This window comes from Mycobacterium sp. 4D054, from assembly GCF_052245755.1.
GTDB lineage: Bacteria > Actinomycetota > Actinomycetes > Mycobacteriales > Mycobacteriaceae > Mycobacterium.
Genome location: NZ_JBQQCF010000036.1, coordinates 22,051 through 44,364 on the forward strand (window position 1 = coordinate 22,051; position 22,314 = coordinate 44,364).

Sequence of the window (22,314 nt, forward strand, 5' to 3'; positions counted from 1 at the left end):
GGTTCGGCTGGACGGGAACGTCTGAATGGACCTGGGCCTGCGCGACGCCACCGCGGTCGTCGTCGGCGGTCACCGCGGTATGGGCCTGGCCGCTGCGCAGTGCTTCGCCGACGACGGCGCGCGCGTCGCGCTGATCGGCCGTTCCCGCGACGCGCTGAACGACGCGGCCGCGCAGTTGCGGGGCCGGGGCAGTCCGGATTCCGTGGGGGTGGTGGCTGACACCACCGACGACACCGCCGTTCAGCGTGCGTTCGCCGCACTGGGTGAGCGGTGGAACGGCGAGCTCAACATCCTGGTCAACGCCGTCGGCCCCGATGTGCGCGGAACGTTCGACGAATTGACCGACGCCGACTGGAGCCGGGCCGTCGACGCGGGTGCGATGGGCATGGTGAGGTGCGTGCGCGCCGCCTTGCCGCTGCTGCGGGCGGCGGAGTGGGCGCGCATCGTGAACTTCTCGGCGCACTCGACGCAGCGCCAGAGTGTCATCCTGCCGGCGTACACCGCCGCGAAGGCGATGGTCACCAGTGTCTCGAAAAACCTTTCGCTTCTGCTGGCGCCGGACGAGATCATGGTCAACGTCGTCTCGCCCGGCAGTATCGCATCCGAGGCGTTGCTCGGCTGGGCCGACTCGGTGGGCGTCGACGGCAGCGACCCGTATGCGCTGATGGCCGCGATCGATGAGTATTTCGGCCACCCCGCGCATCTGCCCCGCGCCGGCCTGCCGACCGAGATCGGGCCCGTCGTCGCGTTTTTGGCGTCGCGGCGGAACTCCTACATGACCGGCGCCAACATCAACGTCGACGGCGGTAGCGACTTCACCTGATCAGGGGGATCCGGACGTCGCCGGGAGTTGGGGCCGGATCAGCTTGCGGAGTTGGCGCAGAAGCGGATTCGCGCCGCTTACCAGAACCTCGGGCGGACAGGCGAATAGCCGCCCGAGCGGTTGTAGAAGCCACTACCGATAGGTGTACAGTATGAGCATCTGTCGAGCTGAGGAGGTTTGTCGGTGAGCGCTGTCGATCGCGCCGGACAGCCGGCTGCCGCAGCCCCAGAGCCGGTGCTGTACGAGGTGGGCGACAGCGGCGTCGCGGTGCTGACGCTGAACCGGCCGGAACGGATGAACTCCTGGGGCGGGGGCCTGGCGCGCGCGTTCTACCGGTGCGTCGACCGTGCCGAGGCCGACCCCGACGTCCGCGTCATCGTGCTCACCGGAAACGGTCGGGCGTTCTGCGCCGGCGCCGACATGGGGGACCTGGACTCGATCAGCGAAGCCGGCAGCGGCGAGCGAGGCGAAGGGGAGGCGGGCCCGGTCGACACCGACGTGTCCCAGCTTGTCGGTGAACGCCATCCGCACTTCGTCACCCAGTTGCGCAAACCCTTGATCGCGGCGATCAACGGTGCCTGCGCCGGCATCGGCTTCACCCAGGCGCTGATGTGTGACATCCGCTTCGCCGCGGCGGGCGCGAAGTTCACCACCGCGTTCTCCCGCCGCGGCCTGATCGCCGAATACGGGATCTCGTGGATCCTGCCGCGGATCGTCGGCTGGGGCGCCGCGACCGACCTGCTGCTGTCCGGGCGCACGTTCTACGCCGAGGAAGCCAAAGAACTCGGGCTGGTCACCGACGTCGTCGCCCCCGAGGCCCTGATGACGCACACCCTGGCCTATGCCGAGGACATGGCCCGCCATTGCGCGCCGACTTCACTCGCGGTGATCAAGCGGCAGATCTTTGGGGACGCTGTGCGAAACCTGCACGATGCGAGTGCGGATGCGGAGAAACTGATGCACGAGTCGATGCTCCGTCCCGACTTCATCGAGGGCATCACCGCCTTCTTCGAGAAGAGACCGCCCAGCTTCCCACCGCTCAAGGAGGAGACGCCATGACTGCAGAGCACGACGCGTTGCCACCCCAGCATCCGAAGGTACAACCACTGGATTACCGGGCGATCGACGTCGACAACCACTACTACGAGCCGATCGACTCGTTCACCCGCCACCTGCCCAAGGAGTTCCGCAGCCGCGGGGTGCAGATGCTCAGCGACGGCAAGCGCACCTACGCGGTGTTCGGCGGGGTGATCAATCACTTCATCCCGAACCCCACCTTCGACCCGATCATCGAACCGGGCTGCCTGGATCTGCTGTTCCGGGGTGAGATCCCCGAGGGCGTCGACCCGGCTTCGCTGATGAAGGTCGATCGACTCGCCGACCACCCCGAGTACCAGAACCGTGACGCCCGGGTGACGATCCTCGACAAGCAGAACCTCGAGACGGCGTTCATGCTGCCGACGTTCGCGTGCGGCGTCGAGGAGGGTCTCAAGCACGACATCCCGGCCACCATGGCGTCGGTCCACGCGTTCAACCTGTGGCTCGACGAGGACTGGGGATTCGACCGGCCGGACCATCGCATCCTCGCCGCGCCGATCATCTCGCTGGCCGACGTGCCGAAGGCGGTCGAGGAGGTCGAGTTCGTCCTCAGCCGGGGCGCCAAGATCGTGTGCGTGCGGCCTGCGCCGGTGCCCGGTGAAGTCCGGCCCCGCTCGCTCGGCGATCCGGTGCACGACCCGGTGTGGGCGCGGCTGGCCGAAGCGGGCGTCCCGGTGGTCTTCCACCTGTCCGACTCCGGCTACATGGCCATCCCGGCCCTGTGGGGCGGCAGTGGGGTGTTCAAAGGCTTCGGCAAGCGCGATCCGCTCGACATGGTGATCATGGACGATCGCGCCATCCACGACACCATCGCCGCAATGATCGTCCACCAGGTGTTCACCCGGCACCCCAAGCTCAAGGTGGCCAGCATCGAGAACGGCTCCTACTTCGTCTACCGGCTGATCAAGCGGCTCAAGAAGTCCGCGAACAATGCGCCGCACCACTACAAGGAGGACCCGCTCGAGCAGCTGCGGAACAACGTCTGGATCGCGCCGTACTACGAGGACGACGTCAAACTGCTCGCCGACACCATCGGGGTGGACAAGATCCTGTTCGGGTCGGACTGGCCGCACGGGGAGGGGTTGGCCGATCCCACGTCGTTCACCGCTGACATTCCGCAGTTCCCCGAGTTCAGCCACGAGGACACCCGCAAGGTGATGCGCGACAACGCTCTCACCCTCGTCGGCGCACACATCACCACCACCTGACGATGCCCCGGACGCGAGGAGTGTGACGGTGTCCGAGTGGACGATCGGCAGTGTCGTCGACGCCATCGCCGACGCGATACCCGACCGGTTGATGACGGTCTGCGGTGACCGCCGGAGCACGTACGCGCAGACGGCCGAGCGCACCCGTCGGCTCGCGAACTTCCTGAGCGCCAACGGGATCGGCGCGCACCAGGAGCGCGACGCGCTCGACGGCTGGGAGTGCGGCCAGGACCGCGTCGCGCTGATCATGCACAACGACCTGTACCCGGACATGGTGATCGGCGCGCTGAAGGCGCGTGCGGTACCTGTGAACGTCAACTTCAACTACACGCCGCGCGAGGTCGACGAACTGCTGGCGTATCTGCGGCCCCGGGCGGTCGTCGTCCACCGCTCGCTCGGCGCGAAGTTCGCCGACGTGCTGCCCCGCGACGGCGTGGACGTGATCATCTCGATCGACGACGGCTCTGACGCGCCTGCGCTGACCGGTGCGGTGAACCTGGGCGACGCGCTCGTCGCGGGCGAGGCGGACCAGCCGATCACGCCGTCGCCCGACGACGTGATGATGATCTGCACCGGGGGGACCACCGGCCGGCCCAAAGGCGTGATGTGGCGCCAATCCGACACCTACGTGGTATCCATGAACGGCGCCGACCACGAATCGGTCGACGAGATCCATGCCAAGGTGCAGCACGCCGGACCGCCCTGGTTCGCGGTGTCGCCGCTGATGCACGCCGCCGGGATGTGGACCGCGTTCGCGGCACTGCTCAACGGCCAGACCGTAATCCTGTACGACAAACCGACACTCGATGCGGCCGCGGTGCTGGCCACCGCCGAACGCGAGAAGGTCGGCCTGATGACCATGGTCGGCGACGCGTACGCCGGACCGCTGATCGCCGAGCTGCGGCGTCGCCCCTATGATCTGTCGTCGCTGTTCGCGATCGGCACCGGAGGCGCGGCAACCAACCAGCGTCACCAGGACGCGCTGCTCGAGCTGCTTCCGCAGATCACGTTGATCAACGGCTACGGGTCGTCGGAGACCGGGAACATGGCCTTTGGGCGCAGCCTGCGCGATGACCGCAAGGAGACCTTCGAACGGCGCGACGGTGTGGTCCTGCTGTCCGAAGACCGCACCAGGTTCTTGCAGCCTGGCGACGGCGAGATCGGCTGGGTGGCGCGGGAGGGCCGGATTCCGCTGGGCTACTTCGACGATGCCGACGCGACCGCGCGGACGTTCCCGTCGGTCGACGGTCGGCGTGTGGTGATCTCCGGGGACCGGGCTTCGCTGGAGGCCGACGGCACCATCCGGCTGTACGGGCGTGACTCGCTGGTCATCAACACCGGCGGCGAGAAGGTTTTCGTCGAAGAGGTCGAGGAAGTGCTGCGCGCACACAGCGGCGTCGCCGACGCGCTGGTGATCGGTCGCGACAGCGAGCGCTGGGGTCAGGAGATCGTCGCGCTGATCCAGAAGCAGCCGGGCGCGCTGGTGGAGCCCGAGGCGCTGCGGCAGGCGTGCCACTCGTCGCTGGCCCGCTACAAGGCGCCCAAGGAATTCCTCTTTGTCGACACTGTTCGCCGGTTGGGCAACGGAAAGGCCGACTATCGATGGGCGAAAAGCCAGGTGACACAGCAGGACACGCTGGCGGGTCAGCCGTGACCCCGAAGGTCGACCGCGTCATTGATGCGCTGGTCAACGTGCACTTCGGTGAGACAGCCAAGCAACCCGAGTTCATGCTCAAGGTCCGCGACGACTACTTCAAGGGTCCGCAGTCCCTATACGACCAAGTCGAGTTGCCGGCGCTGCTCGACGAGATGGCCGAGCACGGTGTCGAGAAGGCGATCCTGATGGACAACCTCGCCAAGCCCTCTGTCACCGCCCGCAAGTTCGTCGAGGAACGCCCGGACAAGTTCGCCCTCGCCGTCGGCGGCGTGAATCTGCTGCGCCCGATGCCCTCGCTACGTGAGCTCACAGCGGTCGTCGCCGACCTGCCGGTGGTGTATGCCGTTGTCGGACCCAGCTTCTGGGGTGACGGCATGTACCCGCCCAGTGATGCGGTCTACTATCCGCTCTACACCAAGTGCGCCGAACTCGGGTTGCCGCTGTGCATCAACACCGGGCTGCCGGGACCGCCGATTCCCGGCGAGGTGCAGAACCCGATCCACCTCGACCGAGTCTGTGTGCGCTTCCCAGAGTTGAAGCTGTGCATGATCCACGGCGCGGACCCGTGGTGGGACGTCGCGATCCGGTTGTTGATCAAGTACGCCAACTTACGCATCATGACCTCGGCATGGTCACCGAAACGTCTGCCCGACAGCCTGATTCACTTCATGCGCACCCGCGGCAAGAACAAGGTGATCTTCGCCTCGGACTGGCCGGTGCTGCGGCAGAGCCGCGTCGTCCCCGAGGCGCTCGCGCTCGACCTGCCCCCCGATGTCCTGGACAACTATCTCTACAACAACGCCAACGACTTCTTCTTCGGCCCCGCAGAACAGGAGACCTGACCGTGGACCGGTACGAACTGCGCAGGCTGGACTACAGCCTGTCCGAGGACCATCAGGCCCTCCAGGCGGCCTATAGAGACTTCTTCGCCACCCGCTGCACCATCGAGACGGTGCGCGCCGCCGAGGAGTCCGGCTTCGACAAGAGCCTGTGGGAGCGGTTGTGCGCCATGGGGGCCACGACGATGGCGCTTCCGGAGTCCGTGGGCGGGGACGGAGCCACGCTGGTGGACCTGACGCTGGTCGCCGAGGAGATCGGGCGCTCACTGGCGCCGGTGCCGTGGATCGACCACGTCGTGGCGGCCCGGCTGCTGGCCCGTCTCGGCGGTGTCGACGTCGAGATCGTCGACGGCCGGCAGATCGTCGCACTGGATCCGCAGCAGGACAACGGCTCCGGGGTCAGGTTGATCCCGGCGGGCTCCGTCGCCGACCACGTCGTGGTCCGCGACGGGGACGACGTCGTGCTCTGCGGGTTCTCGACCCGTCCGGCCCGGGTCGACAACATCGGCAAGCTGCCGATGGCGTGGGTGGATCCCGCCGGTGCCGACAGCCGCACGGTGCTGGGCAGCGGGCCGGAGGCGCTGGCCGAATACCGACGCGCGCTGGATGAATGGCGCCTGTTGACCGGTGCGGCACTGGTCGGACTTGTCGAGGAGACCATGACCATCGCTGCGGAGTTCTCCAAGACGCGCTACACGCTCGGTGTGCCGATCTCGACGCTGCAGGCGATCTCGCATCCGCTGGCGAACATCGCGATCACCGTGCAGGGTGGCCGCAACCTGGCTCGCCGCGCGGCCTGGTTCCTCGACAACGAGCCCGACGAACGCCGGGAACTGGCGCCGTCGGTGTTCGTGTTCATGGCAGAGGAGGCTGCCAAGGCTGCCACGATGGCCGTCCACGTCCAGGGCGGTCTCGGGGTTTCCGCCGAGGCCGCCGCGACGGCGTACCTGGTTCGGGCCAGGGGGTGGGCGGTTGCCGGCGGCGATCCGGGTGCCACCGCCAAGTACATCGCCGGCATCGTGGCCGAGCGCGAGGGACGGAGCTGAACAGTGGATTTCTCACGGGTGGAGCTCTCGGACGAGGAGCAGAAGTTCCAGGACGAGGTCCGGTCCTTCCTGAGCGAGATCGTCACCGAGGAGGTGATCCGCCGGGACCGGGAGACCGGCGACAACTTCGATGAGGGCGTGCACCTCGCGCTCGGCGCGGCGGGTTACCTCGATCGTGACTGGAACCCGGCCACCGAGCGGCCGTTCACACGGGTGCAGCGACGGATCTGGGAACTGGAGAAACGCCGCGCCCAAGTGCCCTGGGTGACGTCCGGGACCACCGCGATGATCACCAAGTCGGTGGAGAAGTTCGGCTCACCTGAGCTCAAAGACGAAGTGCTGCCGCGTGTTTACAGTGGGCATGTGCGATTGTGCCTGGGCTACACCGAGCCCGAGGGTGGCTCGGATGTCGCGACGTGTAAGACCCGGGCGGTGCGGGAAGCGGATGGATCAACCTGGGTGATCAATGGATCGAAGATGTTCACCACCGGCGCCCACAATTGCCAGTACGTCTTCCTGATCACCAACACCGATCCGGGCGCGCCGAAACATAAGAGTCTCACCATGTTTCTGGTGCCGCTGGATACCCCGGGGATCGAGATCCAAGGTATCCGCACCGTCGACGGCGACCGCACCAACATCGTCTACTACAGCGACGTCCGGATCGACGACCGGTACCGGCTGGGCGAGGTCAACGGCGGCTGGGCGGTGGTGCGCGAGCCGCTCAATGCCGAGCACGGTGACGTCGCCGCCGCGGACGACGGTCTGGCCGACGTGTCGATCATGATGCACCAGGCCATGTTCATGGCCGCTGCGGTCGATAAGGCCGCACAGAAGTCGACGGTCCCTGACCCCAACGGCCGCAGGCTGATCGACGACGGCGCCGTCGCCTACCGACTGGGCCGCAGCGTGGCCCGGCTCGAGGCTGCCCTGTCGGCGCCGTCGATCTTCGGCCGGGTCGCGCTGGCGCAGACCATGCGCGACATCTCACCGGACCTGATGGACGTCATGGGCGCCGCCTCGGCGTTGCCGGTGGGCACCGACGGCGCCGCCGACGACGGGGCATCCGAGTACATCTACCGGTTCGCGCCGCTGGTCGGGATCTACGGCGGCACCCTGGAGGTGTTCCGCAACATGATCGCGCAGTACGTGCTGGGCCTGGGCAAGCCGAACTACTCACCACCGCGCACAGCGTCCTGAATCTCGCCGAAATTGCATTCCAGCAGGGGTTTACTCGATATTTCGCTGCTGGAATGCAATTTCGCGGAAGTCTAAGTAGTGAGGATCGTCGCGCCCGCGGTGCCCGGAGCTCCGTACAACTGTGCGAAACCGACCTTCGGCTCGCCGGGGATCTGCCGGTCACCGGCCTGCCCGCGCAACTGCCGGACGATTTCGTGCACCTGCCGCAGCCCGGATGCGCCGATCGGCTCACCATTGGCCAGCAGCCCGCCGTCGGTGTTGACCGGCATCGCCCCGCCGATCTCGGTGGCACCGTCGCCGATCAGCTTCTCCTGGTCGCCGTCGGCGCAGAAGCCGGCCTCAGCCATGTGGATGATCTCGGCGCCGGCGTCGGTGTCCTGCAACTGGATCACGTCCACGTCGGACGGTTCGATACCCGCTTTCTCGAACGCCGCGCGGGAGGCGTAGACGGTGGGCGCGACATCCTCGTCGACTGGTGCGAACGTCGTATTCACCTCGTAGGCACCGTATTTGCGCGTACGGACCTCCACTGCGCGCACGAAGATCGGCTTGTCGGTGTACCGGTGCGCGAGGTCGGCCCGGCACATGACCACCGCGGCGGCGCCTTCGTCGGGGGAGCAGAACATGTACTGCGTCAGCGGGTAGTTCAGCATCGGCGAGTCCAGGATCACGTCCTCGTCCATCGGCTTACGCCGGAATGCGTTGGGATTGAGCGCGCCGTTGCGCAGGTTCTTGTTGACCACCTTCGCCAGCGTGCGATGGCTGATGCCGTGCTCGTGCAGGTAGCGGTTGGCCTTCATGCCGAAGAACTGCGTGGTCAGGTACTGGCCGTTCTCGGCGTACCAGCTGGGCATGCCGACCAGGCCGGGATCTTCGGTGAACGCGCCGCGCGGATGCTTGTCCAGCCCCACTGCGATGCCGATAGCGTAGTCGCCCAAGCGGATTCCGTCGGCGCAGGCCTTGGTGGCGCTCGCGGCCGTCGCGCAGGCGTTGAACACGTTAGTGAACGGGATGCCGGACAGTCCGACCATGCCGACGATGGCATCCGGGTTGGCGACCGTCCAGCTGCCACCAACGCCGAACTGGATGTCGTTCCAGGACACACCCGCATCCGCGACGGCGGCGGTGATCGCATCGACCCCCATCTGCATGGCGGTCTTTCCCTCGAACCGGCCGAACGGGTGCAGTCCGACCCCGATGATCGCGACGTCGTGCATGGTGTGAGAGTCCTTTCCGCGGTGTCGGTTACGGCTTACTGGCGCCGGCGGACCAGCTGTGCCTGTTGGATGGCCGCCACCGGTCCGGTTTCGTCGAACAACATCCCGCGCGACACCCCGACTCCGTCGTCGCCGTAGTGGTTCTCCGAGCGGACCCCGATCCACGGGCCCGCCGGCAGCCGGTGGAGGTGCACGGCGAGGTCGGTGTTGAGAAAGGTGTACCGGCCGGTGTCGAGCCGGCTGCCCATGCCGTTGGCGATATCGGCGACGGAGAACAAGCGCTGTGCGGGTGTCATCTCCTCGCCGGCGACGAGGTCGACCAGCGGGCACGCCCAGCACTCGGCCCGCGCGCTGTTGAGAATGTCGTTGAGCCAGCGCCAGTCCAGGCTCTGTATGTAGGTCCGCTCGGTGCCGTCGTCGGGTAGGCGGCGCATACCCTCGCCCACTGGTCGCATCGGTTCGGCGGGGGAGTCTGGCAGCGGCCCGGCCTCCGATCGCTGGAACCGCCACGCCGACGCGGTCGCGACCGGCCTGGGTGTCCCGTCCGGCCCGTCCGCGAGCATCTCGGCGCCGACCAACTCGATCTTGCGGCCGGGACGTTCGACGGATGCGCGGACCCACAGGTCGCCGGCGACCGGTACCGGGCCCAGCAGGTCAACCACGACGCGGCTCAGACGCATGTCGTCGCGCGGGGCGCAGCGCTCGGCCGCCCGGACCAGCAGTGCCGACACCGGTGCGGCGTTCTGCATGTCGGATCCCCATGTGCTGATGACGTGCTCGGATGCCGCGAACTTCTCTCCGCGGGCGTCGTCGGAGTCGACGAGGTCGTAATAGGCGTCGGTCACGTCCCGTCCTGTCTTGCACACGGCGGCCACCAGCAGGATAGGGTGACTGTTACCGAAAGCACAACTGGATGGCTTACAGGAGGCGATCATGGCCGGCGTGGAGGCGCAGCACGACTCCGGCGTGGTCTTCGACCCGTTCAGTGCGGAGTTCTACGACGATCCGCACGCCGCCTATCCGAGGTTGCGCGCCGAGGCGCCGGTCTACTACAACGCCACATATGACTTCTACGCGTTGAGCAGGCACGCCGATGTCGCCGCCGGCCTGAAGGACTTCGCGACCTACTCGTCGGCCTACGGTGTCGATCTCGGCATGGTGCGCCGGGGCGAGAAGGTCCCGGCCAAAATGATCATCTCGATCGATCCGCCGGAACACCGCGCGATGCGCAGCCTGGTCAACAAGGTGTTCACCCCACGGGCGATCGAAGCGCTGCGCGCGATGGTCACCGACACCGTCGCGCGGTTTCTGTCAGCCGTCCGCGATGACAGTTTCGATGTGGTGCAGGACTTCTCGGTCTACTTCCCGGTCGACGTGATCACCCAGATGCTGGGGGTGCCGCAGAAGTACCGGCAGCAGGTCCGGCTGTGGATCGACGAGTCGCTGCACCGCGAGCCGGGCCAGATCGACATGTCGGAGTCCGGCATGCAGGCGATGGCCGAAACCTGGCTGATGTACGACACGTTGATCAAGCAGCGGCGCCGGGACCCCCGCGACGACATGATCAGCGCGCTCATCGCCGCCGAGGTGGAGCGCGAGGACGGCGCCGTCGACCGGCTCAAGGACTCCGAGATCGCCGGGTTCGCGACGCTGCTGGGCGGCGCCGGGGCCGAAACGGTGACGAAGCTGGTGGGCAGTGCGGCGGTGACATTCGCGCGCCATCCCGATCAGTGGCAGCAGCTGCTCGACGACCGCGGCAAGATCGGCGTCGCGATCGAGGAGCTGCTGCGTTACGACGCCCCGGTGCAGTACAACGTGCGCCGGTCGAACCGTCCGGTGACACTGCACGGTGTCACGATTCCGGCCGGCGCACCCGTCTTCCTGCTGGGTGCATCGGCCAACCGCGATCCCGAAGCCTGGACCGACCCGGATGTGTTCGACATCAACCGCGACCGCACCGAAGCCCAGAATCTGGGCTTCGGTTACGGCATCCACAGCTGTCTGGGTGCGGCGCTGGCGCGCCTGGAGAGCTCGATCGCGCTCGACATGCTGCTCGACTTCATGCCGCGCTACGAAGTGGACTGGGACGGCTGCCGGCGGGTCAGCATGCAGAACGTGTCGGGGTGGGCGAATGTGCCGGTGCGGATCCTGCGGTGAGGCTCAGCGTGGGTCGATCAGCTCGCGGAAGCGTTCGGCGGGAAAGACCGTCGCACCCGCGGCGCGAACCCGCTCGGACAATGCGCGATCCGATGTGGCGACCCGAAGCTGCTCCGGATGCGGGTCGTCGCGAACCATCCGGGCGATCTCGTCGTCGGCGGAGTTCGGCGCGGGTGACGGTGCGCTCGTCACCGCGACCACCGAGGACTCGATGGGCGGGGACGGGGGACGCTCGAACACCACCGTCACCTCGGCGTCGTCACCGGCCGCCCACCGATCGAGGGACTCCACAAGGTTGGCCATCGCGCGGTGCCGGTCGCGCCACCAGCCGTCGGGGCGCGAACCGATGACGTTCATGCCATCGACAATCCAGCGCATTGTGCTCAGACTAGCGAATATCAGTGCGGGGAGGCGATCGGATGTCCGAGGTGGTCCAGAAGAGCACGTTCTGCCGGATCTGCGAGCCGCTGTGCGGCATGATCGCCACCGTCGAGGACGGCACGCTGACCGCGCTGCGTCCGGACAAGGAGCATCCGTTGTCGGCGGGTTTCGCCTGCCAGAAGGGCATCGCGTTCACCGGGGTCGTCAACGACCCCGATCGGGTGACCACGCCGATGCGGCGCACCCCCGCCGGGTTCGTGCCGATCGGGTGGGAGGAAGCGCTCACCGACATCACCGCAAGGCTGTCGACGGTGCTGCATGACCGGGGTCCTGGCGCCGTCGGTTGGTACATGGGCAATCCGGGCGCGTTCAGCTATTCGCACGTGCTCTCGATACTGGCTTTCGTCAAGGGCCTGGGTGCGGGCACCCACTTCTACACGGCGTCCTCACAGGACACCAACAGCCGGCTGAGGGCCAGTCAGCTGCTCTACGGCACCCCGACCTCGGTACCCATCCCGGACCTGGCCCGCACCGACCTCCTCGTCGTGATGGGCGCCAACCCCGTGGTTTCCCACGGAAGTTTCCTGACCGCGCCCCGCATCCGGGACCGGATGCACGACATCATCCGGCGGGGCGGCCGCGTCGTGGTGATCGATCCCCGCAAGACCGAGACCGCGGCCCAGTTCGAATGGTGCGGCATCGTGCCCGACACCGACGCGTTGCTGTTGCTGTCGCTGCTGCACGTGATGTTCGCCGAGGGGCTCGCGCACACGTGCGAAATCAACGCCCGCGCAGACGGTCTCGACTGGCTGAGGGGCCAGGTGAGGCCGTTCGCGCCCGAGGCCACCGCGGCCCACACCGGGATCGACCCCGAGGTGGTGCGCGGGCTGGCCCGTGACCTGGCGACGACCCCACGCGCGGCCGTCTACGGGCGACTGGGCACCTGTGTCGGCCGGCACGGCACCCTGACGTCCTACCTGATCGACGTCGTCAACCTCGTCGCGGGCAACCTCGACGTCCCGGGCGGTTCGGTCATCAGCGGAATGGGTCTGCCGGTCCAGCGGTGGGTGAACGTCGGCATGGGCTCGCTCTTGCGGCGGACCTACCGGCGCCGGCGTTCCCGCATCGGCGGCTTCCGGGCAGTCATCGGCTCCGAGCCCGCGGCGCTGATGGCCAAGGAGATGACCACCCCGGGCGAGCGTCAGATCCGGGCGATGTTCATCAGTGCGGGCAACCCGGTGTTGTCGGTGCCCAACGGTGACGAACTCGCCGCGGCTCTGGATTCGTCGGAACTGGCTGTCGCATTGGACTTCTACCTGACCGAGACCTCGGCCCACTGCGATTATGTCCTTCCGGTGACGACCATGTACGAACGAGACGACTTTCCGCTGACCTTCCAGCCGTTCCAGGCCACACCGTTTCGTCAGGCCACCGAAGCGGTGATCGCGCCGGTGGGCCAGGCCCGGCAGGAGTGGGAGATCGTCGGCGAGCTGATACACCGGTTGTCGGGGCAGTCACGCGTGTTCGCGGCCCTGACCGGGGCGGGACGCCTGTCGAAGCGGCTCGGGGTGCCGTTCACACCGCGGCGGCTCGCCGACGGGATCATCCGTCTCAGTGCGAGCGGTGACCGCTTCGGGCTACGCCGAGGCGGGCTGACCTTCGCCCGGCTGACGCGGGACCACCCGCACGGGACGGTCATCTCGCCGCATCTGAGAACCGGGGTGCTCAAGGAAGCGGTCTCCTACCTGAACGGCCGGATCCACCTGTCTCACAGCGACATCGCACGTGAGATCGCCATGCTGGCGGTGCGTAACGCGCCGGCGGATTACCCGCTGAGGATGATCGGGATGCGCGAGCCGCGTTCGGAGAATTCGTGGATGCACAACGCCCCGCTGCTGATGCGCGGCGACCGTAGCCCGCACGGGCTGATGAACGCCGACGACGCCGCCGACCTCTCGATCGGCGATGGCAGCGAGGTCCAGGTGAGCTCACCCTACGGCCGGATCACCGTGCCCATTACGCTGACCAGGGACATCGTGGCCGGGGTGATCGCGCTGCCACACGGCTGGGGGCACAACGGATCCGGCGGATGGCAGCTCGCGAATCGGGCCGGCGGCCCCAACGTCAACCAGTTGACCTCCAGCGAGCCCGGTGACGTGGAATCGCTGTCCGGGATGGCGTGGCTGACCGGCGTACCGGTCCGTGTCGAACCTGTGTGACATTCCGCCGAAATCGCATTCCACGCGGCTTTGTCGCGAAAGTTGCAGCGTGGAATGCGATTTCGGCGCGAGGTTGGGCTAGGCGATGGCGCCGCTGTCCTTCAGGGCCTCGATGCGGTCCCAGTCCAGCCCGAGCTCCATCAGCACGATCTCGGTGTGCTCTGAGGCCTGCGGCGCCCGGGTGGTCTGCAGCGGCTCGTGGTTGAACTGCACCGGGCCGCGCACCACCTTGAACGGCGTGCCACCGTCGCTCGCCTCCACCTCGACGACCATGTCGTTGGCCAGGGCCTGCTCGTCGGTGCCCAGGTCGACCAGACTCTGGAACGGCGCCCACTGACCCTTCATGGTTTTCAGGTGCTCGCGCCAGTACTCGAACGGCCTGCTGCGGATCGACTCGGCGATGCGCCGGGCCGCTTCCTCGGAGTTCTCGATCAACGGCATGACGTCGTTGAACCGCGGATCGTCGGCCAGTTCCGGCAGGCCGAGATGCTCGAAGGCATCGCGGATGTAGCCGGTCGGGCTCACGATGCACAGGTTGATGGTGCCGCCGTCGGAAGTCAGGTAGTTCGCCATGAACGGGTTGACCGAGCTGACCGAATCGGGCATCAGCGAGCGCATCGTCTCACCGGTCTCCATGCCCTGCGTCACGCTGGCTCCCGCCGCCCACCACGCGGTGCTCAGCAGCGACACGTCGAGTTCGACGGCCTCACCGGTGCGTTCGCGGTGGAACAGCGCCGCCGAGATCCCGCCGGCGATGTTCATCCCGCCGATCGAGTCGCCGAACGCCGGAATCCCCTGTGAGAGCGCGCCGCCGATCTCCTCGGGGGTCAGTGCGTGCCCAACACCGCTGCGCGTCCAGAACGCGGTGCCGTCGAAGCCGCCGGTGTCGCGCTCGGGCCCCTTGTCGCCGTAGGCGCTGCCTCGGGCGTAGATGATGTTCGGGTTGACCGCGCGGATGTGCTCGATGTCGAACTTGTTCTTCTGGCGTTGGGCCGGCATGTAGTTGGTCAGGAACACATCGGCGGTCTTGGCGATCTCGTAGAGCACCTCCTGGCCGCCGGGCGTGGACACGTCGATGCCGACGCTGCGCTTGCCGCGGTTGGGATGCTCGATCAGCGGGTGGCGGTCGGGATCCAGCTGGAACCCGCCCATGTTGATGAAGCCGCGCTGGGTGTCACCGCGCACGGGGTGCTCGACCTTGATGACGTCGGCGCCCCAGTCGGCGAGGATCGCGCCCGCCGCGGGGACGAACGTGAACTGCGCAACCTCGAGGACGCGGACGCCCTCCATCACCTTGATCACGTGGATTCCCCTTCTGACGATGGTGTCGAACGGCGCTTGTCGGGGAGTCTAGCGGAGCGTCAATACTGTAATGTTTACCGTTGAGCATCCGAGAACAGCGGCCCCGGAGGTGTCCGATGAGCGACGCGGTGACCGAGACAATCGGCGGTGTCGACACCAGTGTCGACTGGGGCAGGCGCGCGGCGCAGCGGGCCGAACACAGGATGCTGATCGACGGCGAGTTGGTCGACGCCGAGTCCGGCGCGCAGTTCGACAACCGCAGTCCGGCCACCGGTGCCGTGCTCGGCGTGACCGCGGCGGCCGGCGAGCGGGACATGCTGCGCGCCATCGCCGCGGCACGCACCGCCTTCGACACCACCGACTGGCCGACGAACCGGGAGTTGCGCAAACGGTGCCTGGCTCAGCTGCAGGACGCGATCGAGTCCGAAAAAGAGTCTCTGCGAACCGAACTCGTAGCCGAAGTGGGGTGCCCGGTGATGACGACCGAATCCGCCCAGCTGGACTGGCCGCTGGCCGAGTCGCTGCGCTACCCGGCTTCGCTGATCGACGCGTTCGAGTGGGAGCGGCTGCTCGACGGCGGCGGATTGTTCGGCGAGCGCAACATCCGCACGGTGGTCAAGGAGCCCGTCGGCGTGGTCGCCGCGGTGACGCCGTCGAACTTTCCGATCGAGGTCGTTCTGAACAAGCTGGGGCCGGCGCTGGCGGCGGGCAACACCGTCGTCCTCAAGCCCGATCCGCACACCCCGTGGAACGCCACCCGGCTGGGCCGGCTCATCGCCGAGAACACCGACATCCCGGCGGGGGTGGTCAACGTCGTGCCCACCCCCTCCAACGAGGTCGCCGGCCTGCTCGGGACCGACCCGCGCGTGGACCTGGTGTCGTTCACCGGATCCACCGCCGTCGGCAAGCTGCTGATGCGCCTGGGCGCCGACACGATGAAGCGGATGTTCCTTGAGCTCGGTGGGAAGTCGGCGGCCATCGTCCTCGACGACGCCAACCCCGCGGTGATCGTCCCCACCGCGATGGGAGTCTGCGTGCACGCCGGGCAAGCCTGCGCCGCGACCAGTCGGATGCTCATCCATCGGTCGCTGTACGACCAGGCCGTCGCCGACGTCACCGCCGCGTACGCGGCCATGCCGGTGGGTGATCCGGTCGACCCGGGCACCCTTGTCGGGCCGGTGATCAGCGCCGCGCAGCAGGCCCGGGTCCTCGAGGCCATCGACGGCGCGCGGCGCGACGGCGCCGAGATCACCGTGGGCGGCGGTCCCGTCCAGGGGCTGCCGGAGCATCTCGCCGACGGTCACTACGTAGCGCCGACCGTGGTGGTCGGTGTCGGCAACAGCGCGGCGATCGCGCAGCAGGAGGTGTTCGGCCCGGTCCTGGTGCTGCTGCCGTTCGACGACGACGACGGCGCGGTACGCCTTGCCAACGACAGCGCCTTCGGGTTGGCCGGTGCGGTGATGTCGCGGTCGGCCGAGCGCGGGATGAGCATCGCCCGCCGGGTCCGGACCGGATCCTTCGGCGTGAACGGTGGAATGTTCTACGGCGCCGACGCCCCGTTCGGCGGCTACAAGAGCAGCGGGGTCGGACGCCAGTGCGGGATCGAAGGATTCGAGCAGTACCTGGAGACCAAGACGATCGCCCGGCGCGAGCGCAGGCCGAGCTGATCATCTTCGCGGGCCCCGGCATGGCTGGTCGGTTTGCGAGCGTGGCAGGGCAAGCCGGCGAGCGTGAAGCCAGGGCTGTGATTCGGGTCCACATCGCGACCAGGAATGCTGTTCCGCGGCGGTATGGCGCTTTGGCATGGATTCTGACGCTGGTCCGCGGGGCTAGTGCGTGGCGGGCGTGAACGTGACCGGCAGCGCGGTCGGGGAGCGGAACGGCTGGCCGTGGATGTGCGGGTCGTCGTCGGTGATCAGCTGGATGTCCGACAGCCTGCTCAACAGGGTTTCCACGGCCACCCGGGTCTCCATCCTGGCCAGGTGCAGGCCCATGCAGGTGTGCTCGCCGGCGGCGAAGGAGAGGTGCGGGGTCCGCGTGCGAAAGATGTCGAACTCCTCGGCGCGCTCCCAGCGGGCCTCGTCGCGGTTGGCCGCTCCGATGCAGACATCGATCACCGAACCGGCCGGGATCTCGACGCCGTCGACCTCGGTGTCCTCGTTGGCGAAACGCTGCACGGTCGTCAGCGGGGTCTCGTAGCGCAGCCCCTCCTCGATGGCCGCGCCGATCAGCGAAGGGTCGGCGTTGACGGCCTCGAACTGGTCGCGATGGGTCAGCAGCAGGTAGAGCAGGTTGCCCGACGAACGGAAGGTGGTCTCCAGGCCCGCCGGCAGCAGCAGGCGCAGGAACGAGTAGATCGCCTCGTCGGTGAGGCGTTCGCCGTCGATCTCGGCCGACACCAGAGCGCCGATGATGTCATCGGTCGGCGCGGCCCTCCGCTTGTCGATCTGGGCGAGGAAGTAGTCCTTGAGCGCTGCCGACGCCTCGAACGCCCGCTTGTATTTGATGGTGTAGCTGATCAGTTCGACGGCACGCTTGCGGAACCACGGCAGGTCCTCCCCAGGCAGGCCGAGCAGCCGCGAGATCACCCGGGTGGGGAACTCCAGGGTGAAGTCGCGCACCAGGTCCGCCTGCCCGCGGTCGACGATCTCGTCGATCAGACCGTTGACCACCGGCCGCACGATCTCCGGTTCCCACCGGGTCAGCGACCGCGTCTTGAACGCGGCGGAGACCAGATTGCGGTGCTCCCAATGGGTTTTGCCCTCCATGGCAAGAATGGTGGGGCCGATGAACAGTCCGATCGTGGAATCGTAGATCCGTGAATTGAACACCTTGCCGTCCCGGAACACCCGATTGACCGCGTCGAAGGACACTGCCGCATAGAGGTTGTCGGGCCGCAGCGAATCCGGTGTCTTCGACCAGTCCATCACCGACCCGCGGAACACCCCGCCTTCGGCACGTCGGCGCGCGAACATCGGGTAGGGGTCGCGCAGATCTATGGGCTCGCCCTTCGCGAGGTCCTGCGCCGGAGTCTCCACGCCAATACTGTAACGCTTACAGTATCGACGTGTACAGCGTCGCCCTACAGCGCGATCGGCGTGCCCGCCGTCATCGACGTGACGAACCCCGAATCCACATGCACATCCTGGCCGTTGATCCACTGCGCGGCGTCGGAGGCAAGAAACGCGATGACGGGCACGATGTCCTCGACGGTGCCGTGTCTGCCGTAGGTGTCGCGCAGTATGTCGAGGATGTCCTTGCCCATCGTCTGTTCGAAGTCGGCGAGGATCGGGGTCTGCACCGGCCCGGGGCTGACGGTGTTGACGCGCACCCCGTACCGGGCCAGCGCGGTGCCGGCGAGCCGCTTGGCGTACAGGATCACCGCCTGCTTGGAGGTGGTGTACACCGGATACGACGGATCCTGGCGGGACTGCCAGGCGGCGACGCCCTCGGGATCGGTGGCGGCCAGTAGTTCGGAGAGCTCGTCGAGGCGCTGCTCCCAGCCGATCCCGGCGATCGATGCGACGGCGACCACCGAACCGCCGCGGCGCATGCGCGGCAACATGCCCTCGACCATCTTGCGCATGCCCAGATAGTTGACCGTCAGCACGTCGTTGGCCGGCGCGGTGCCCGGAACCCCGGCGACGTGCGCGAGCACGTCCCAGTCCGACTCAAGGTCGGCGAGGAGGCCGCCGATGCTCTGTGGGTCACGCAGATCGCACTGCGTGTGCGCCGCGGCGGGTGTCTCGTTGGGGCGCAGATCGACCGCCAGCACGTGGTCACCGTTGTCGTGGAAGTGCGCGGCGACCGCCGCGCCGATGCCGGAACCCGCTCCGACGACGACGATCTTGCGCTTCTCAACCTGCATGGGCACCGACTTCCGCAATTTCCCGAATGTCCGACAGTAAGGACGACTGTAAAGAACTCGCCGACGGCCGACAATGCCGTGCCGGATGTTACCGTTGCGCTTACCGCACGCGTTGCCGGACAGAGGGGTCGGACATGACAGTGCTGCTGGGCGGTATGACCGCGAGCCGGCCGGAACCGATGACGGAGCTGCTCGGGCGTCAGCGAAGTGCGTTCGTCGCCGACGGACCTCCCGACGAGGCGTTGCGCCGCAACCGCATCGACCGGCTACTGGCTCTCGTGCTGGACAACGCCGACGATTTCGTAGACGCGATGGCAGCCGATTACGGCACCCGGCCAAGGGCCGGAACACTTTTCACCGAGATCATGGGCATGATTTCGGTGGTCGAACACACCAGAGCCCATGTGCGGCAATGGATGAAACCCGTCAAACTGATGCGCCCGGCCCGGCCGCTGGGGTTGCGGGCCGAGGTGCGACCGTCACCTCTGGGGGTCGTCGGGATCATCGGACCCTGGAATTTTCCGCTGAACCTGGTGGTGTTGCCGGCGGCGGCGGCGTTCGCGGCGGGCAATCGGGTGATGATCAAGATGTCGGAGGTGACGCCGCGGACCGCTGCGCTGATGCAGGCGGTGGCGCCGGCCTACTTCGACGCCGCGGAGCTGGCGGTGGTCACCGGCGACGCCGCGGTGGCCGCGGAGTTCGCCGCCCTGCCGTTCGACCACCTATTCTTCACCGGGTCCCCGGGTGTCGGCGCGCTGGTCGGACAGGCGGCCGCTGCGAACCTGGTCCCGGTGACTCTCGAGCTCGGGGGCAAGAACCCGGTGGTGGTGGCGCCCGCCGCGGACCTCGCCCGCGCAGCCACCCGAATTGCGCAGGGCCGCATGATCAACGGCGGTCAGGTGTGCGTGTGCCCCGACTATGTGTTCGTGCCCGCCGACCGCATAGAGAAGTTCGTCGCGGTCGCCCGCGACACGCTACGAGACATGTTCGGCTCCATCGTGGACAACACCGACTACTGCTCCTCGGTCAACGAGGCGAACTTCGACCGCGTCGTCGCCCTCATCGAGGATGCCCGGGCCAAGGGCGCCCGGGTGGAAACGGTGGCACCGCCGAACGAGACGCTGCCGGACCGCCGGACTCGCAAGATCGCGCCGACCATCGTGCTCGACGTCGACGACGGCATGCGCATCGCCGACGAGGAGACGTTCGGACCGGTGCTCACCGTGCGGCCCTACCGCCGGATCGCCGACGTCGTCGACTACGTCAACGCGCGCCCCGCACCGCTAGTGGCCTACTGGTTCGGTCCCGATGACGCCGATTTCCGGTGGTTCGTCGAGCACACCCGAAGCGGCGGTGTGGCCCGCAACGACTTTGCCGCGCAGATGATTCCGTCAGCGGCGCCGTTCGGCGGGGTGGGGCGCAGCGGCATGGGCGCCTACCACGGCAAGGCGGGTTTCGACGCGTTCAGCCACTACCGCACCGTGGTCGGCAGCGATCTGCCGTTCACGATCACCGGTCGCGCGGCGCCACCGTTCCCGGCCTCGATGCGCCTGACCACCGCGCTGGGGCTGCGGATGGCCCACCGGCGCACCCGCCGTCGACTCAGGAACCGCTGACGACCTGCTCCCGCGCCCACCGGTAGTCGGCCTTACCCGCCGGACTGCGCTCGATCACCGGCCGGAACACCACTGCCTTGGGCAGCTTGTAGCGCGCGATCACCGCCGAGGCGTGCTCGATCAACTCGTCGGCGGTGGCGCTCGCGCCGTCGGCGAGTGCGACCACGGCGACCACCTCCTGGCCCCAGCGGTCACTCGGCCGTCCGGCCACCACGACGTCGGCGACGGCCGGATGCGACGCGATGGCCGACTCGACCTCCTCGGCGAAGATCTTCTCGCCGCCGGAGTTGATCGTGACCGAATCGCGGCCGAGTAGTTCGACCGCCCCGTCGGCGAGGTGTCGGGCCCGGTCGCCGGGGACCGAGTAGCGCACCCCGTCGATCACCGGGAACGTCGCCGCGGTCTTGGCGGCGTCGCCCTTGTAACCCAGCGGGACGTAGCCGCGCTGGGCCAGCCAGCCCATCCCGTCATGGCCCGGTTCCAGGATCGAGCCGAGATCCTCCGCGGCGACGAACGTGTCAGGTCCGGCGGTGAACTTCCCGGTCGACACCGCGCCCGGTGCCGACATGTGCGTCATCTGGGCGCCGGTCTCCGACGAGCCGACCCCGTCGACGACCATCAGATTCGGTTTGGCGTCGATCAGGCGCTGCTTGGCGGTCGGGGTGAGCTGTGCGCCGCCGTTGGCCACCACGGCCAACGCCGACAGGTCGGCGTCGGTCCGTTCGAACGCCTCGGCCAACGGCCGGGCCATGGTGTCGCCGACCACCGTGACGGCCAGCACCTTCTCCCGTTCGATGGTGGCGATCACGTCGTCGACGTCGAGGTGGCTGGTGACCGGCGAGAACACCACGGTCTGACCGGTGTTCATCGCGGTGAAGACCGCCCACTGCGCGGCGCCGTGCATCAGCGGGGGCAGCACCATGAGCTTGGTGCCGGGGGACTCCACGCACCGTTTCGCGACGTCGTCCAGCGTCGAGATCAGCTCACCGGTGTAGAGGCTGCGGCCGCCGAACGAGGTCATGAAGATGTCGTGCTGACGCCACAGCACCCCCTTGGGCATGCCGGTGGTTCCGCCGGTGTAGAGCACGTAGAGGTCGTCGGGCGACGGTTCGACTGGCGGCGGATCGGAGGGCCCGTCGGCCACGATCGACTCGTAATCGACTGCGCCGGGCAGCAATTCATTGCCCGAATCATCGGCGATCTGGATGAGCACCTTGAGGTCGGGCAGGTCGGGCAGTACTTCGGCCAGCCGCGGCGCGAATGCGCCGTGATAGAGCAGCGCGGTGGCGCCGGAGTCCGACAGCAGATAGTGCAGCTCGCTCTTGACGTAGCGGTAGTTCACGTTGAACGGCGCGACGCGGGCCCGCCACGCCCCGAGCATGCCCTCGATGTATTCGGGACCGTTGTGGGCGTAGATGCCCAGCAGGTCCTGACCGACCTCGTGGCCCGGCAGCTCGGAACGCTCGGTATGGCAGCCGAGCCCCCGGGCGTGCAGGTAGGCGCCGAGCCGGTTGGAGCGCTGCACGATCTGCGCGTAGGTGTAGCGACGGTCGCCCTGGACGATGAACTCGCGGTCGCCGATCACGGCCGCGACGGCGTCGGCGGCAGCCGGGACGGTGAACTGAATCGACTCGGTCATGCGATGGACTCTAGACGGCGACGCCCGCCGAGTGGACAGATGGC

At 67.7% G+C, this 22,314-nt stretch carries 18 protein-coding genes; 11 read left to right on the top strand and 7 right to left on the bottom strand.

The window, feature by feature from the left end; translation table 11 throughout:
• The first annotated feature begins 25 nt into the window (after positions 1 to 25).
• The 7 genes from ACTWP6_RS22170 to ACTWP6_RS22200 all read left to right on the top strand — a co-directional run bounded on the left by ACTWP6_RS22170 (position 26) and on the right by ACTWP6_RS22200 (position 7,871).
• Positions 26 to 823 (top strand): SDR family NAD(P)-dependent oxidoreductase, encoded by a 798-nt coding sequence (locus tag ACTWP6_RS22170; protein WP_443188773.1) that lies wholly within the window; start codon positions 26 to 28, stop codon positions 821 to 823.
• Between the two features lie 183 nt (positions 824 to 1,006).
• Entirely contained in the window at positions 1,007 to 1,882 is an 876-nt protein-coding gene (locus ACTWP6_RS22175; protein ID WP_443188774.1) for an enoyl-CoA hydratase, read from the top strand.
• The gene (locus tag ACTWP6_RS22180) at positions 1,879 to 3,129 is read left to right on the top strand and encodes an amidohydrolase family protein (RefSeq protein WP_260751258.1); all 1,251 of its coding nucleotides are present in this window, start codon (positions 1,879 to 1,881) and stop codon (positions 3,127 to 3,129) included. Before ACTWP6_RS22175 ends, ACTWP6_RS22180 begins: the two co-directional genes overlap by 4 nt.
• Before the next feature lie 28 nt (positions 3,130 to 3,157).
• Positions 3,158 to 4,783, top strand: a complete 1,626-nt coding sequence (locus ACTWP6_RS22185; RefSeq protein ID WP_443188775.1) for an acyl-CoA synthetase — start codon at positions 3,158 to 3,160, stop codon at positions 4,781 to 4,783.
• A gap of 74 nt (positions 4,784 to 4,857) precedes the next feature.
• On the top strand, positions 4,858 to 5,628 hold the full coding sequence (locus tag ACTWP6_RS22190; protein WP_443188793.1) for an amidohydrolase family protein: 771 nt from the start codon (positions 4,858 to 4,860) through the stop codon (positions 5,626 to 5,628).
• 2 nt (positions 5,629 to 5,630) lie between these two features.
• Positions 5,631 to 6,671, top strand: coding sequence for an acyl-CoA dehydrogenase family protein (locus ACTWP6_RS22195; RefSeq protein ID WP_443188776.1), 1,041 nt, complete (start codon positions 5,631 to 5,633; stop codon positions 6,669 to 6,671).
• A gap of 3 nt (positions 6,672 to 6,674) precedes the next feature.
• Complete coding sequence (locus tag ACTWP6_RS22200) at positions 6,675 to 7,871, top strand: acyl-CoA dehydrogenase family protein (protein WP_443188777.1); 1,197 nt, start codon at positions 6,675 to 6,677, stop codon at positions 7,869 to 7,871.
• 71 nt (positions 7,872 to 7,942) lie between these two features.
• Here the strand turns inward: ACTWP6_RS22200 and ACTWP6_RS22205 are convergent, their stop codons facing one another.
• Positions 7,943 to 9,088: a thiolase family protein gene (locus ACTWP6_RS22205; protein WP_443188778.1), complete on the bottom strand. Its 1,146-nt coding sequence runs from the start codon at positions 9,086 to 9,088 to the stop codon at positions 7,943 to 7,945.
• 35 nt (positions 9,089 to 9,123) lie between these two features.
• Complete coding sequence (locus ACTWP6_RS22210) at positions 9,124 to 9,933, bottom strand: thioesterase family protein (RefSeq protein WP_443188779.1); 810 nt, start codon at positions 9,931 to 9,933, stop codon at positions 9,124 to 9,126.
• Between the two features lie 88 nt (positions 9,934 to 10,021).
• Here ACTWP6_RS22210 and ACTWP6_RS22215 point away from each other — a divergent pair, with 88 nt between their 5' ends.
• A complete protein-coding gene (locus tag ACTWP6_RS22215) occupies positions 10,022 to 11,245 on the top strand; it encodes a cytochrome P450 (RefSeq protein WP_443188780.1) in 1,224 nt (407 codons plus the stop codon).
• A 3-nt stretch (positions 11,246 to 11,248) separates the two neighbouring features.
• Here the strand turns inward: ACTWP6_RS22215 and ACTWP6_RS22220 are convergent, their stop codons facing one another.
• A complete protein-coding gene (locus tag ACTWP6_RS22220) occupies positions 11,249 to 11,623 on the bottom strand; it encodes an NYN domain-containing protein (RefSeq protein ID WP_443188781.1) in 375 nt (124 codons plus the stop codon).
• A gap of 41 nt (positions 11,624 to 11,664) precedes the next feature.
• On the opposite strand from ACTWP6_RS22220, the gene ACTWP6_RS22225 reads away from it, so the two are divergent.
• The gene (locus ACTWP6_RS22225; RefSeq protein WP_443188782.1) at positions 11,665 to 13,845 is read left to right on the top strand and encodes a molybdopterin-containing oxidoreductase family protein; all 2,181 of its coding nucleotides are present in this window, start codon (positions 11,665 to 11,667) and stop codon (positions 13,843 to 13,845) included.
• A gap of 78 nt (positions 13,846 to 13,923) precedes the next feature.
• Here the strand turns inward: ACTWP6_RS22225 and ACTWP6_RS22230 are convergent, their stop codons facing one another.
• Positions 13,924 to 15,135 carry a CaiB/BaiF CoA transferase family protein gene (locus ACTWP6_RS22230; protein WP_443188794.1) on the bottom strand — a complete coding sequence of 404 codons (1,212 nt, stop codon included), beginning with the start codon at positions 15,133 to 15,135 and terminating at the stop codon, positions 13,924 to 13,926.
• A gap of 128 nt (positions 15,136 to 15,263) precedes the next feature.
• On the opposite strand from ACTWP6_RS22230, the gene ACTWP6_RS22235 reads away from it, so the two are divergent.
• A complete protein-coding gene (locus ACTWP6_RS22235) occupies positions 15,264 to 16,814 on the top strand; it encodes an aldehyde dehydrogenase family protein (protein ID WP_443188783.1) in 1,551 nt (516 codons plus the stop codon).
• 162 nt (positions 16,815 to 16,976) lie between these two features.
• On the opposite strand, the gene ACTWP6_RS22240 is transcribed toward ACTWP6_RS22235, so the two are convergent.
• Both ACTWP6_RS22240 and ACTWP6_RS22245 read right to left on the bottom strand, forming a co-directional pair.
• A complete protein-coding gene (locus ACTWP6_RS22240) occupies positions 16,977 to 18,185 on the bottom strand; it encodes a cytochrome P450 (protein ID WP_260751271.1) in 1,209 nt (402 codons plus the stop codon).
• A gap of 44 nt (positions 18,186 to 18,229) precedes the next feature.
• Positions 18,230 to 19,015: a 3-alpha-hydroxysteroid 3-dehydrogenase gene (locus ACTWP6_RS22245; RefSeq protein WP_260751272.1), complete on the bottom strand. Its 786-nt coding sequence runs from the start codon at positions 19,013 to 19,015 to the stop codon at positions 18,230 to 18,232.
• Between the two features lie 134 nt (positions 19,016 to 19,149).
• Between ACTWP6_RS22245 and ACTWP6_RS22250 the strand changes: the two genes are divergently transcribed.
• Positions 19,150 to 20,631 carry an aldehyde dehydrogenase family protein gene (locus ACTWP6_RS22250; RefSeq protein ID WP_260751273.1) on the top strand — a complete coding sequence of 494 codons (1,482 nt, stop codon included), beginning with the start codon at positions 19,150 to 19,152 and terminating at the stop codon, positions 20,629 to 20,631.
• On the opposite strand, the gene ACTWP6_RS22255 is transcribed toward ACTWP6_RS22250, so the two are convergent.
• Complete coding sequence (locus ACTWP6_RS22255) at positions 20,618 to 22,270, bottom strand: acyl-CoA synthetase (protein ID WP_260751274.1); 1,653 nt, start codon at positions 22,268 to 22,270, stop codon at positions 20,618 to 20,620. The genes ACTWP6_RS22250 and ACTWP6_RS22255 overlap by 14 nt on opposite strands.
• Between the last annotated feature and the right edge of the window lie 44 nt (positions 22,271 to 22,314).